We start from the raw sequence: 12869 nt of genomic DNA, 5'->3' as shown, positions 1-12869 counted from the left end.
AAAAAGAATTATTCAATGAAGACTATATATCAATTCACCGTGCTGTTCGCAGTATTATGCGGAATGGCCGTTTTTACAATTTCCTGTTCGGAAGATGATCTGCCGAATGGCGGCGCTCCGAGTATTACCTATGTGCGTGTTACCAAACCTGAATCTTCTGACTCGCTTTTGGTAGCTGCTTTTCAGGGAACCTTAATTGCTATTGTTGGCGAGAATTTACAGGACGCTTCGGAAATCTGGTTCAATGACCAGCGTGCTGCGTTGACACCAACTTATGTATCAAACAAATCAATTCTGGTCAGTATTCCGAGCGTTATTCCGAAGGATATTACCAACAAAATGAGGATCTTATTTTCGGGCGGAGCAGTTTTGGAACACGATTTTAAAGTGCAGATCAGTGAGCCATCTCTGGCCAGTATGGCTTGTGAATATGTTGCTGCAGGTGAGGTTGCTACAATCAATGGAGATTATTTTTATGAGCCTCTTACCGTTACGTTTGCAGGCGGTGCAAAAGGTGAGATAGTTTCGGTTGAAGCAAAAACGATCAGGGTAAGGGTGCCCGCAGATGCTGCGGCTGGCCAGATTACAGTTTCCACGAATTTTGGTGAAACAAAATCAGATTTCTGGTTTCGTGACAACCGCAATATTTTCCTGAGCAGTGATCCTTTTACAGGTTGGTGGAATGAAAAATATGTTGTTACCAAACCAGCAGAAGGCGATCCGGTAGCGATTAATGGAAATTATATCCGTGTTAAGGAAGCTATTGCAGGGTGGGCTTGGAAAGAAGTTGCAGGCGGCCCGCCGGATGCCATGGGAGCTATCAGCAAAAATGTCCCGGATGAAGCCATTCTTAAACCGGCCGATTATAACCTTAAATTTGAGGTGAATACTGTGAAGCCTTATAATAACAACATGTTGAAAATCAATGTTGGATTGAGCAAGGATTTTGTTACTGATGCTTACCAGTGGGCTCCGCCGTATGACACAAAAGGCGAGTGGAGAACAGTGATTATACCTTTTGAACAGGTTGCTGCAAGCTACGAAGCGGCAGGTGTTAAAATGGCGGTAAGTCCGGCTGGGTATTACACCAGGTTATTATTTCATGGGGGAGGAGATCTTGATGCCGACATTTCGCTCGACAATTTCCGTGTGGTTCCAAAAACAATTAAAAAATAGCCCTATCCCGATATCAACATGAGAAAAATAAATAACAAGAGGTTTTTCACCATCCTCTGCATGATAATGTTTGTGGGCATTTTTATAGCTTGCAAGGAAGACGATGTTACGGTTACGGATGATGTTCAGCTTTTAAGTTTTGGTCCGTCCGGTGTAAAACCTGGTGAGCAGATCAGTTTTATTGGTACTAATCTTGATAAAGTTACGGCCATCGAACTTAAAAATGCCACCGTGCCGAGTTCTGCGTTTGTGAAGCAGTCTTCGGAACTGATCGTTTTGGTTGTACCCAATGAAACTTCAGAGGGAACGGTCACTTTGAAAACTGCGGCTGGCGATATTGTGTCTAAAACAATTTTAAGTTTTGAGGTTGCTGTAAAGATAGAATCTGTGCCGGAATCCGCACGCCCTGGTGAAAATATTACCATCAAAGGTCAATATCTAAACTGGATCAAAGAAGTGCGTTTTGCCAAAGACACGGCCGTAATCCAGTTCGTCAGCCAAACTTTGAACGAACTGGTCGTAACGGTGCCTTTTGGAGCGCAGACCGGGCCATTGATTTTTTTAGCAGGCGGCACAGAGCCCATGACCATCGAGACCGAAAAAGATCTGGTTATTGCCTTACCAATCTTGAAATCGATTGCGCCAAATCCGGCTGAACGAGAAAAAGAGCTGACTATTACAGGTACAAATCTGGACCTGGTTCAAGGGGTTTTACTAAAAGGTCTGACAGCACCGATTACTGAATTTGTATCCAAAACTGCAACGCAGATTGTTTTAAAAATTCCGAAAACAGCCAACAAGGGCATTGTTACACTGGTAGCTTATTCCGGCCTTACTGTAGAATCTGCTGAGGCTTTAAAATTCGTGGGTGATCTGCCTGATCTAGCGCCTTTGAAATACGCTATTTATGAAGATGCCCTAATGAACGGCTGGTCAAACTGGGGCTGGGGAAGCACGGCGGATTTTGCCAGTACCGACAACGTCCGTGATGGTAACGATGCTGCAAAAATGACTTTCACCGGTGCCTGGGGCGCTTTGAAATTTGCGGGCGCAAGTGTTGCTACGGCAAGTTATTCTGAGATCAGTTTTTCCGTATTTGGTCTTCCGGGAACCGAAGGAAAAAAGCTGAACGTAGTGGCCAATACGGGAAGTCCTTTTGTGATCATCCTGAAAGAAGGCGTTTGGACGGAATATAAACTTAGTAAGTCCGATCTTGGAAATCCAGCAACAATAACAGAATTAATGTTTCAGGAAACTGGCTGGTCAGGTTCGATTTACCTTGATCATATTGGGTTGAGATAATAACCGTTTATCCTCACTATTATTGAACAAAGGGTATCGTTGATACCTTTTGTTTACACTATTCCTACGCCCTTGCCAAATCGTAATTGCTGGCTTAAACTGAATCGATTATGTTGTTTACAAAGCAATATTTTTTCCGTATCGTTCTTATGATATGGATAATACCCGTTACTTTTTCCTGTAAAAATACAGATGTGATTTCTGGTGATCAGGAAGCAACAGAGCAGGAGATTAAGCCTGCGAATGATCCGGAAACTGCAAAAACCATGGGGTTGTTTTTGGATACCTGGATGCCAAAAACTTTTCAGACCCCGGCTTTTATAGAATCCGACGTACCTGCATCAGCAGATGTGACCGTCACTGTGGATGCTTCGGAGGTTATTACTAAAATTCCGCTGACAAGTTTTGGACACAATGCCAATACCTGGATGACACCCATGATAAGCGAGCCGGTTTTTATGAACCATATTAATAATCTGAAACCCAATATTATCCGCTTTCCTGCCGGCAGTGGCAGTGACGTTTATTTTTGGAATGCAAGACCCGGCGGTTTACCAGCTGATGCGCCAATCATGCTTACCGATAAGGATAATATAAAAAAAGAACCTGGTTATGGTTTTGGAAAGACAAATGATAACTGGCGCGCGTCGCTGGATAATTATTATGATATGTTAAGCCAAAGTAACAGCAAGGGCGTGTTGACCGTGAACTATGGTTATGCCCGTTACGGGACAAGCTCGGATCCGGTGGCAACGGCTGCGCATCTTGCCGCCGACTGGGTACGTTATGACAAAGGACGGACGCAATACTGGGAAGTTGGCAATGAAAATTATGGCGACTGGGAGTGGGGATATCGGATTGATGTTTCGAAAAACAAAGACGGACAGCCCGAATATTTGACTGGGAAACTTTACGCGCAGCACTTTAAAGTTTTTGCCGATTCCATGCGAAAGGCAGCTGCGGAAGTAGGGGCAAAAATCAGTATAGGTGCCGTCATGTACGAATCCGTACCAGAATCTTGGCAGACCAATACCGTCAAAACATGGAATGAAGGTATGCTCCCCGAAGCGGGTAATAGGCCGGATTTTTATATTGTCCATAATTATTTTACTCCTTATGAAGAGAATTCCACAGCTGCTGTGGTTTTGGGTGCCGCAATTTCCCAGCCTTCAAAAATGATGAATTATGTTACCCAGACCATTACTTCAAATGGAGCCGGCTTAAAACCAATTGCGATGACCGAATGGAACATGTGGGCCAAAAGCTCCAAACAACAGGTTTCAAACGTAAGTGGAGTTTTTGCTGCGCTTGTTGTTGGAGAATCAATTGTTAATAAATACGGTCTGGCTGCTCGGTGGGACTTACTGAATTTTTGGGCGGAAGGCGATGATCACGGACTTTTTAGTGATGGCAATGAGCCCAATGTTGCCAAATGGACACCTAGACCCTCATTTTACTATCTTTACTTTCTTCAAAAGAATATGGGAGACAGGTTGGTGAAATCCACTGTTCAAGCCAGCAATACTGCTATTAAATCCTACGCCTCTACATTTTCTTCAGGTCAGGCAAGTGTCGCTCTGATCAATATTTCTGCTTCTCCCCAAACGGCAGAGGTAAAATTTGAAAACTTGAAAAAAGGTGACCGTTTTTACTGGTATAGTTTGGAAGGCAGTAATGACAATGGTGATTTTTCGAGAAAAGTCATCATCAATGGCTCTGCGCCGAGCGGTATTGCAGGTGGTCCCTTAGATTACACAAATTTAAAAGCAAGATCAGCTTTCTCAAAAAATGGTATAAGAGTGACAGTTCCGGCACGAGGTATGGTGAGTGTAGTAGTAGGGAAGTAAGATTAGCCATGGAGCTAACGCGTTGCGAAAATAAGTATTCTCTAAGATTACTTTGATAGTGAAATCCTCAAATTAAGTCATTGGATAACTGTTTCAAGTTTTAAATTTTGCTTATGCCGGCGCCGCACTCCGGCATAAGCAAAATTTATTTGGGAAATGACAGTCTTCATTGGAGGTGCCTAGCGAATAAATGGCCGCTTCGCCGGGTCAGAATCTGTTTTCCCTATTTTCAATGGATCGCCAGGCAAAACGCTCTTTCCTGAGATCAAGATAACATAGAATTTATTCTGTATCCGCTGCTTGAACGATCATTTTTCCTTCATTTTCTCCGCTGAACAATCCAATTAGTGCATCTGGGAGCTGTTCAAAGCCGTTTATGATGGTTTCTGTGGATTTTAATTTTCCGTTTTTCACCCATTCAGATAATTGTTTGGTGGCTTCGGGAAATAAACTTTTGTAGTCGCTCACAATAAAACCCTGCATCAGTATGCTTCTTGTTAGCAGCATAGGCTGCAGCCTTGGGCCTGTGACATCACCGGTATTGTTGTAGAGTGCAATCTGTCCGCACAATGGAATTCGTGAATGGAAATTCATGAGGCTGATCACCACGTCGGATATTTCGCCACCCACATTATCGAAATAAATATCGACACCATCCGGACAAGCATCTACAATCGCCTTTGTTAAATCATCGGTTGTCTTGTAATTGACAGCCACGTCAAAACCAAATTCTTCCGTTAGCAGGTTTGTCTTTTTGTCGGATCCGGCGATACCGATTACCCGGCAACCCTGAATTTTTGCTATTTGTCCAACTACGATACCTACCGCCCCGGCAGCGCCAGAAACTACAACAGTTTCGCCGGATTTTGGTTTCCCGATTTGCATAAGTCCCAGATATGCCGTTAAGCCGGTCATGCCCAGCACACCCAGATAACTGCTGGCGGGCGCTATGGTTGTATCAATTTTGTGAATTTCTTTTTCGTTCACAATACATTTCTCCATCCAGGGCAAAGATGCCAGAACATAATCGCCCGTTGTAAAGGAATCTGATTTACTTTCAGATACAACAGCCACCACGCTGCCTGTCAAAGGTTCGTTCAGCTGAAATGGCGGAACATAAGATTTAGCATCATTCATTCTGCCCCGCATGTAGGGATCGACTGAATAGTATAACCCTTTAAGCAGCACTTCTCCGTCCTTTATTTCGGAAAGGTCAATATTTTCAAATCTGAAATTTTCCTTAGTCGGTAAGCCTACCGGTCTTGATGCGAGTACGATTTGTCTTGTTGTCATTTTAATGTATGAAGTATAAAAAAAAGACATTTAAAATGCCTTCTTCCGGTTTGTTTGATTTTATATCTGCGCCCTGCAATTTTCAGTCCAGCGTAATTTAGGATGGACCATTCAGCTCAATTAACCAGATCCGTTTTTTACTAAAACAAAACGATCAGTGATCATAAATATGAATTATCTGAAATTTGGTTGAATTGGGAAATGATCTCAGTAACCTGTCCAATTTCATATTCTGATGGTCATAATCAAATTGTTTTCTGTATGTGACTTTTATCACTTTCCAGACATAAGAAGATTCTGAATTTTATATCATAATTGATTCAAAATGGAAATTACAGCTTATATAGCCTCTGTATTTATCGGTGTTTCGCTTGGCCTGATCGGAGGTGGCGGGTCTATACTCACCGTTCCGGTTCTTGTTTACCTGTTTGGTATTAGTCCGATTTTATCAACATCCTACTCTCTTTTTATTGTGGGATCAACTAGTCTAGTAGGGGCTTATAACAATTACAGGAAAGGTTCTGTTAAAATTAAAACGGCGCTGCTTTTTGGCAGCACATCGATCACGACGGTTTTTTTAACACGCAAATTGCTGATCCCAATGATCCCGGGGGATCTGTTCAGGATTGGCGAGCTCCGAATCACCGAGCCAATACTGACGATGATTCTTTTCGCGGCCTTAATGGTAGCAGCATCCATTGGGATGATCAGAAGCAAGGAAAGAAAACCGGGGTGCTTTGAATGCGATTTGATAGGAAATATGATCAGAATGTTACTGAGCGGTGTAGGAATCGGACTGACCACGGGAATCCTTGGGGCAGGCGGAGGCTTTCTCTTGATACCGACACTTGTACTTGTCCTTGGTATGCCAATGAAAGAAGCGGTCGGCACTTCACTTCTGGTCATCGCACTGAATTCGCTCATCGGTTTTGCCGGCGATATGGGTCACTTTATAATTGACTGGATATTCCTGATAAAAATTACCGCCATTTCCATGACCGGGGTGCTGATCGGTGGGGCAGTTGCTAAAAGGATAAATGCGACTTATCTAAAAAAAGGATTTGGCTGGTTTGTGCTGGTGATGGGGATCTATATTATATCAACCGAGCTCTTGCACCTGAAATAAATTAAATGCTTCGTGCAAAATAACTGTGTAATGTTCAGGAGAAAAAAGAAAGACCTGATTTTTGTGGGTATCCAATTATCGTTGTTTGCTGGATACATCTTTATTCCCGCTTTATTCAATATAAAAGCAAATCCAGTTATCAAAATTGTCGGGCTTGCCTTGCTAATGAGTGGAACAGTAATTTTTCTGGCCGGTTTGTATCAGCTCAGAAAAAGTCTTACTCCGTTTCCGTTTGTTCGGTCTGATGGTCGCCTGGTAACAAATGGCATTTACTACCTTATCCGTCATCCGCTTTACACAGGGATTATCACAGGTCTGTCTGGTTATGGCTTGCACCAAGGGCACGCAGGTAAAATGATTGTTGTGGTGCTGCTCGTGGTGCTTTTTCATTTTAAATCCATTTATGAAGAGCGGATGCTTCTTGTCGCTTATCCGGATTATAGACAATACCTCCGGCGAACAGGAAAGTTTCTTCCTAAATGGAAAAATGTTATCAATGTTTTGGTCCAGCGTGATAAATGTCACTGAACTCCTGAACCGATATCCCGAACATTGTATCGTTATCTCAAAGAAGAAAGCACAACATTAATAATACATCAAATGAAAATAGAACAAATTTATACTGGCTGTCTTGCACAGGGCGCGTATTATATTGAAAGTAATGGGGAAGCGGTCGTTATCGACCCGCTTCGTGAAGTGGAACCTTATATTAAAAGGGCCGAAAAAGATGGGGCAAAAATCAAATATGTGCTTGAAACACACTTTCATGCGGATTTTGTTTCAGGTCATATTGATCTTGCCGAAAAAACAGGTGCGCAAATTGTGTATGGGCCGACTGCCAGACCTGGATTTGATGCCCTTGTAGCGGCAGATGGTCAGGTACTGAGCGTGGGAGATGTCACTTTTTCAATTTTGCATACGCCTGGGCATACGATGGAGAGTACCTGTTATCTGTTAAAAGATGAGCAGGAAAAACAGGTTGGAATTTTCACCGGTGATACACTTTTTATTGGTGATGTAGGACGCCCGGACCTGGCACAAAAAGTATCAGCAGAATTGACGCAGCAAAAGCTGGCGGAACATCTTTTTGATTCTTTAAGACAGAAAATCATGCCGTTGCCAAATGACATTATCGTGTATCCCGCTCACGGAGCAGGCAGTGCGTGTGGCAAAAATATGAGCAAGGAAACTACTGATACGCTTGGTAATCAGAAAATATTCAACTATGCGCTGCGGGCTGATATGACCAAAGAGGAATTTGTTAAAGAGGTTACCAATGGCCTGATGCCTCCTCCGGCATATTTTCCCGAAAATGTGATGATGAACATCAGCGGTTATGAAAGCATCGATACAGTACTCGAACGCGGAGCCCATGCGCTGGATCCAGCTGCTTTTGAAGCGGCGGCTAATGAAACAGATGCTGTAATGATTGATACCAGGGATGCGGAGATCTTTGCAGAGAGGTTTATTCCGAATTCCATCAATATCGGGATAAATGGAAGTTTTGCTCCCTGGGTAGGGACCTTGATACCGGATATTAAACAAAGAATTTTGCTGATCACAGAGCCGGGACGAGAAGAAGAAGTGGTGACACGGCTGGCCCGGGTTGGTTATGACCATACCATCGGGTATTTGCAAGGTGGAGTACATGCCTGGATTAAAGCAGGTAAGGAAGTAGATCAGATTGAACTGGTGAGCCCGGATCAATTGAGTAAACGTTTGAAAATTGATCCTTCCCTCACCGTTCTGGATGTACGCAAAGCCATCGAATTTAATTCTGAACATGTGGTTGGCGCCGAAAATGTCCCACTCGATTATGTGAATGATTATCTGGCTCAGATCGATAAAAATAGATCATATGCAGTGCACTGTGCAGGTGGTTACCGGTCAATGATATTTAATTCCATACTGAAAGCCAGAGGATATAATAATCTGATCGATGTAAAAGGAGGATTTAAGGCAATCAAAGAGTCTGGTGAGTTAGAAGTAAGCAATTTCGTTTGTCCAAGTACACTTTTGTGAATCGGAGCATGGGAATTGTATCGGTATTATTCGGAAAATGTCAACCAGACTTCAAAAGTCTGGTTGACAGCGGTGCACTGATCGTTGACGTGCGCAGCCCTCAGGAATTTGCGTCCGGGCATATCGACGGGAGTGTTAATATACTACTTGATACGATCGGCTCAAAAGCCGTGTTTTTTAACAAAGATGGAAAGCCGGTGTTTACCTGTTGCCGGAGCGGTGCCCGCAGCGAGATCGCGGCGGAACTATTAAGGGCAGCGGCGGTCGAGATTTATAACGGCGGCGCCTGGGATAAGCTCAGAAAAAAAATTTGATAAAAATCTAAAACTATGCTGGAAATGATAAAACAGCCCTGGCCATGGTATGTGGCCGGGCCGCTGATCGGTCTTACGGTACCTGCTTTGTTGATACTGGGTAATAAATCCTTTGGTATCTCTTCGTCGCTCAGGCACGTTTGCGCTATGTGTATCCCGGCGAACATTTCCTTTTTTCAATATGACTGGAAAAAGGAACTTTGGAATATGTTTTTTGTAGCAGGTATTTTTTTTGGAGGTGTGATCGCAGTAACATTTTTGGCCAATCCCGAACCCATGCAGCTCAATCCGACGCTGATAAAAGAGCTCAGCCGCTATGGAATAACCGATTTTTCTTCGCTAGTGCCAGTTGATCTCATAAGTTGGAATAAGTTAGCAACACTTCCTGGATTCATCATGATAGCTGGCGGTGGTTTTCTGGTAGGATTTGGGGCACGCTATGCAGGCGGATGCACCAGCGGACATGCGATCATGGGCCTTTCGACGTTGCAATGGCCTTCCCTGGTAGCAACAATCTGTTTTATGATCGGTGGATACGTGATGGCTACTTGGATATTACCTTTCATATTGATGCTTTAAACAAAAAATGGCTGGGAGAGAAGTCTGAAAAAGATCAACTGGCTGGGTCAATAACCTGCTTGATTTTAAGCCGGTAAAGCGATGTAACTGGTGTGATTAAGGTACCCTTTCCTTTTGTTACGACAGCCCGGCAAAAGGATAGTATAGAAGCCCGGTTGAAATCATAGAAACAAACGGCCTGCCGATTCTGGGAAGGTTCCCGATGTCTGATTCCGGGGGATGTAGTGAATTGCCCGTGTTCTGATTAGTTATGCCTGCTGTGGCCAACGCTTTCAAAGTGTCGGTTTCGGTGAAAAACTGTTTTAATGCAGACCATTATATACCCTTTAAATCAAGTGCAAAATTTCTTTTTGCACATTTTATTAAAACAAAAGAATAAGAAATATGGCAAATTTATTAACAGATCAGACTTTGGCAAACGAACACGATCTTCGCGCAACGGATTCAATTTGCATAAACGAAAGTCATAAGCAGCACAAGTGGTATTACAACCTGAAATATCTGATAGTTGGAATTTTTTTTGGAGTAATTTTTGTGAAAGCTGAGGTGATAAGCTGGTTCCGTATCCAGGAAATGTTTCGTTTGCAATCTTTTCATATGTATGGAATTATCGGCAGTGCAGTGTTGGTTGGAGTGATTTCAGTATGGCTTATCAAGCGTTTTGGTATCAAAACCATTTCCGGGGAGCGTATTACTTTTACCGATAAGAAATTTAGTAAGGGTCAGATCTACGGAGGATTGCTTTTTGGCCTGGGTTGGGGTTTGACTGGAGCTTGTCCAGGGCCGTTGTTTGCACAGATCGGAATGGGGGCTACTGTTGTTATTGTCACTTTGGTAAGTGCGATTACAGGTACATGGGTATATGGCAAATTCAGAGATCAACTACCTCACTAGGACTCTATGCACGTCAGTAAGGGAACTACCTAAACAGTTTCTATTCTCAATGGAAGTGGACTGACTGGTGTTACGTATGTCGCTTTTTAAGGACCAGCCTGAGATTCATACGCGTGAAAAATTGAGTCTGCTTACAAATTGACTCCCTTCAACGAGGGAGATGCCCTTGCCTTCGGAGAGATTGCATTGAAGGGCATCAACCTGCCCGGCCATTCGGATGACAGTAAATCCGTTCTTTTAATACATGATAGCAATCCTAAAAAGTTGCCTGGCGACAAAAGCTGGCTCTCAAAATGTATTTTTGCTTCTGGGTACACTGATCGTTTTAGCCGATGCTGTGTTCCGCACATGCCGCAGGCACTTTGTGTGGAAAATCGCTGTTGTTTAAGAATTGCCAGGGATTCAATACCTCGGTACGCTACTTTTGGGCATGACGTTTTTGCCTGGGAAGATTTGCATATAACCGTGCCGCCAGGATATCATCCAAAACAAATCTGCTTATGATGCGGTTGATTCTGTCAATCGCCTGGGTTGGCTAAGAATGCAAACATAATCCGGACGGCGGTTATAAAGTATAACAGATTATATGTAATCGGGAAAATAGGTGATATCGTATCTGATTTTGAAACAATTTTTGGAATGGTGCGAAAGCGTGTCGGGAGGTTAGAACAGTATTGTAAAAAAATCTTTACCAATGAATGGAGATGAATAAGAAATGGTTTTCTGTATCCAATATCATTACGGCAGTGATGGTGGTATTTTTAGCTGCCATGGTCATAAAGCCCGAGGTGAAAGCATGGACAATCCAGGCGCTGATGAAGGTAGGCCTGTTCCAGCCCAGAATCAATAAAAAGCCCGATACAGCTTCGATGGAAGCTTTACCAAATGTTTTTTTTCGGAAGGGTGATGGACAAACGATTGATCTTTCCTCATTGAAAGGAAAGGTTATATTTATTAATTTCTGGGCAACCTGGTGTCCGCCCTGTATCGCTGAAATGCCCTCGATCAATGCGCTGTATGGTAAATTCAAGGATCACGAAAATGTTGCATTTCTGATGGTTGACGTGGATGGAAATTATCAGAAGTCGGACAGCTTCATGAAAAAGCACCAGTACGCTTTGGAAGTGGTGAGCGCGACTGGCGAGATACCGCCCGTGTTTATGCAGGGGGCTGTTCCTACCACGGTAATCCTTGATAGAGAAGGTAAAATGATTTACCGGCAGGAAGGAGCAGCAGATTATAATAGTACCGAGCTGGTGGATATGATCAGTAAAATGGCTGAATAATTATCTGTGGCAAGTGTCGCTAACTAGCAGGACAGATTAATGAGTTTTGAAAAATCAGTTTGGAAAGATATTTAACTTAATATCTCAGATTCAGTTCAGATAAATTTGCCAACAATCACCTGGCGCGAAGAAGCTTAAAATCAAGAAAATACTAGCTATAAAACAGACAGCGGATATCGATAAGAAAAATTTGATCAAAGTCCGCTGAAATGCATGCTGATTCTGGCAAAATTTAAGGGAATTTTAAGAAATATTTAAGTCAATTTATAGATTTATAACTCTTAATTTACATGCTGATTTAGTCACGACTAACTAGCTTACGTACAATCGTCGAACCAGACTTGAATAAAAACCTATGAGAATCCTGATAATAGAAGATGAAATCGGAATACTGAATTTTCTAAAACAGGGTCTGGAAGAAGAGTCTTACGCTGTGGATACTGCTTCGGACGGTACAAGCGGTCTTGATATGGCACTTACCGGCGAGTACGATTTGTTATTGATAGACTGGATGTTGCCCGGAAAAAGTGGTGTCGAGATCTGCCGTGAGGTCAGAAAGAATTTCACGAAAATTCCTGTTATATTTCTAACTGCCCGGGACACGGTTCAGGATACTATCTTTGGACTGCAGTCCGGGGCGAATGATTACATTAAAAAGCCTTTTAGCTTCGACGAACTTTTAGAGCGGATCAAGGTTCAGCTTCGACCGCTTACTGGCGAGCAGTCAGAATTCACGCTTGGCCCTATCCGCATCGATACGTTGTCTCATCAGGTTTTCAGAGAAACGGAGGAGATAAAACTAACACAAAAGGAATTTGCTCTTCTGGAGTATCTTTTGAGAAATAAAGGGAAAGTTTGCAGACGAAGCCGTATTATTGAGAGTGTCTGGGATATCCATTTCGACTACAACACAGGTGTGATCGATGTCTATATGAATGCGCTAAGAAAAAAACTCAAACTCGCAAAAGAAGAAGATTATATTCAGACCATCCGTGGAATAGGATACATTGCCAAAGAGATTTGAACATGA

Annotated in this window: 13 protein-coding genes; 12 read left to right on the top strand and 1 reads right to left on the bottom strand. The window is 42.9% G+C overall.

The window, feature by feature from the left end:
* Positions 1–15: 15 nt before the first annotated feature.
* The 3 genes from BMY70_RS22435 to BMY70_RS22425 all read left to right on the top strand — a co-directional run bounded on the left by BMY70_RS22435 (position 16) and on the right by BMY70_RS22425 (position 4325).
* Entirely contained in the window at positions 16–1176 is a 1161-nt protein-coding gene (locus BMY70_RS22435) for a glycan-binding surface protein (protein ID WP_090338533.1), read from the top strand.
* Positions 1177–1236: 60 nt separating this feature from the next.
* Entirely contained in the window at positions 1237–2478 is a 1242-nt protein-coding gene (locus BMY70_RS22430; protein ID WP_177197112.1) for an IPT/TIG domain-containing protein, read from the top strand.
* A 110-nt stretch (positions 2479–2588) separates the two neighbouring features.
* Entirely contained in the window at positions 2589–4325 is a 1737-nt protein-coding gene (locus tag BMY70_RS22425) for an alpha-L-arabinofuranosidase (protein ID WP_090338531.1), read from the top strand.
* Between the two features lie 282 nt (positions 4326–4607).
* Here the strand turns inward: BMY70_RS22425 and BMY70_RS22420 are convergent, their stop codons facing one another.
* Positions 4608–5618 (bottom strand): NADP-dependent oxidoreductase, encoded by a 1011-nt coding sequence (locus BMY70_RS22420; protein ID WP_090338836.1) that lies wholly within the window; start codon positions 5616–5618, stop codon positions 4608–4610.
* Positions 5619–5943: 325 nt separating this feature from the next.
* On the opposite strand from BMY70_RS22420, the gene BMY70_RS22415 reads away from it, so the two are divergent.
* The 9 genes from BMY70_RS22415 to BMY70_RS22375 all read left to right on the top strand — a co-directional run bounded on the left by BMY70_RS22415 (position 5944) and on the right by BMY70_RS22375 (position 12863).
* Positions 5944–6744 carry a sulfite exporter TauE/SafE family protein gene (locus BMY70_RS22415; protein ID WP_090338530.1) on the top strand — a complete coding sequence of 267 codons (801 nt, stop codon included), beginning with the start codon at positions 5944–5946 and terminating at the stop codon, positions 6742–6744.
* A 30-nt stretch (positions 6745–6774) separates the two neighbouring features.
* Positions 6775–7272, top strand: a complete 498-nt coding sequence (locus BMY70_RS22410) for a methyltransferase family protein (RefSeq protein ID WP_090338529.1) — start codon at positions 6775–6777, stop codon at positions 7270–7272.
* A 72-nt stretch (positions 7273–7344) separates the two neighbouring features.
* A complete protein-coding gene (locus BMY70_RS22405; protein ID WP_090338528.1) occupies positions 7345–8766 on the top strand; it encodes an MBL fold metallo-hydrolase in 1422 nt (473 codons plus the stop codon).
* Positions 8767–8774: 8 nt separating this feature from the next.
* Entirely contained in the window at positions 8775–9080 is a 306-nt protein-coding gene (locus tag BMY70_RS22400) for a rhodanese-like domain-containing protein (protein WP_090338527.1), read from the top strand.
* A 15-nt stretch (positions 9081–9095) separates the two neighbouring features.
* Entirely contained in the window at positions 9096–9659 is a 564-nt protein-coding gene (locus tag BMY70_RS22395; protein WP_090338526.1) for a YeeE/YedE family protein, read from the top strand.
* A gap of 384 nt (positions 9660–10043) precedes the next feature.
* The gene (locus BMY70_RS22390; RefSeq protein ID WP_090338525.1) at positions 10044–10553 is read left to right on the top strand and encodes a DUF6691 family protein; all 510 of its coding nucleotides are present in this window, start codon (positions 10044–10046) and stop codon (positions 10551–10553) included.
* 244 nt (positions 10554–10797) lie between these two features.
* Positions 10798–10941 (top strand): hypothetical protein, encoded by a 144-nt coding sequence (locus BMY70_RS31005; RefSeq protein WP_177197111.1) that lies wholly within the window; start codon positions 10798–10800, stop codon positions 10939–10941.
* A 310-nt stretch (positions 10942–11251) separates the two neighbouring features.
* Positions 11252–11839 carry a TlpA family protein disulfide reductase gene (locus tag BMY70_RS22380; RefSeq protein ID WP_218148668.1) on the top strand — a complete coding sequence of 196 codons (588 nt, stop codon included), beginning with the start codon at positions 11252–11254 and terminating at the stop codon, positions 11837–11839.
* Between the two features lie 355 nt (positions 11840–12194).
* On the top strand, positions 12195–12863 hold the full coding sequence (locus BMY70_RS22375; RefSeq protein WP_090338523.1) for a response regulator transcription factor: 669 nt from the start codon (positions 12195–12197) through the stop codon (positions 12861–12863).
* Positions 12864–12869 lie beyond the last annotated feature (6 nt).

Origin of the sequence: Dyadobacter koreensis (genome assembly GCF_900108855.1) — a bacterium.
GTDB classification, from domain to species: domain Bacteria; phylum Bacteroidota; class Bacteroidia; order Cytophagales; family Spirosomataceae; genus Dyadobacter; species Dyadobacter koreensis.
This window is presented reverse-complemented; position numbering and strand designations above follow the sequence as displayed.

Coding starts and splice junctions, on each gene's coding strand:
- BMY70_RS22405 (WP_090338528.1), top strand. CDS start 7,345: ATGAAAATAGAACAAATTTATACTGGCTGTCTTGCACAGGGCGCGTAT.
- BMY70_RS22400 (WP_090338527.1), top strand. CDS start 8,775: ATGGGAATTGTATCGGTATTATTCGGAAAATGTCAACCAGACTTCAAA.
- BMY70_RS22395 (WP_090338526.1), top strand. CDS start 9,096: ATGCTGGAAATGATAAAACAGCCCTGGCCATGGTATGTGGCCGGGCCG.
- BMY70_RS22420 (WP_090338836.1), bottom strand. CDS start 5,618: ATGACAACAAGACAAATCGTACTCGCATCAAGACCGGTAGGCTTACCG.
- BMY70_RS22425 (WP_090338531.1), top strand. CDS start 2,589: ATGTTGTTTACAAAGCAATATTTTTTCCGTATCGTTCTTATGATATGG.
- BMY70_RS22390 (WP_090338525.1), top strand. CDS start 10,044: ATGGCAAATTTATTAACAGATCAGACTTTGGCAAACGAACACGATCTT.
- BMY70_RS22435 (WP_090338533.1), top strand. CDS start 16: ATGAAGACTATATATCAATTCACCGTGCTGTTCGCAGTATTATGCGGA.
- BMY70_RS31005 (WP_177197111.1), top strand. CDS start 10,798: ATGATAGCAATCCTAAAAAGTTGCCTGGCGACAAAAGCTGGCTCTCAA.
- BMY70_RS22410 (WP_090338529.1), top strand. CDS start 6,775: ATGTTCAGGAGAAAAAAGAAAGACCTGATTTTTGTGGGTATCCAATTA.
- BMY70_RS22380 (WP_218148668.1), top strand. CDS start 11,252: ATGGAGATGAATAAGAAATGGTTTTCTGTATCCAATATCATTACGGCA.
- BMY70_RS22415 (WP_090338530.1), top strand. CDS start 5,944: ATGGAAATTACAGCTTATATAGCCTCTGTATTTATCGGTGTTTCGCTT.
- BMY70_RS22430 (WP_177197112.1), top strand. CDS start 1,237: ATGATAATGTTTGTGGGCATTTTTATAGCTTGCAAGGAAGACGATGTT.
- BMY70_RS22375 (WP_090338523.1), top strand. CDS start 12,195: ATGAGAATCCTGATAATAGAAGATGAAATCGGAATACTGAATTTTCTA.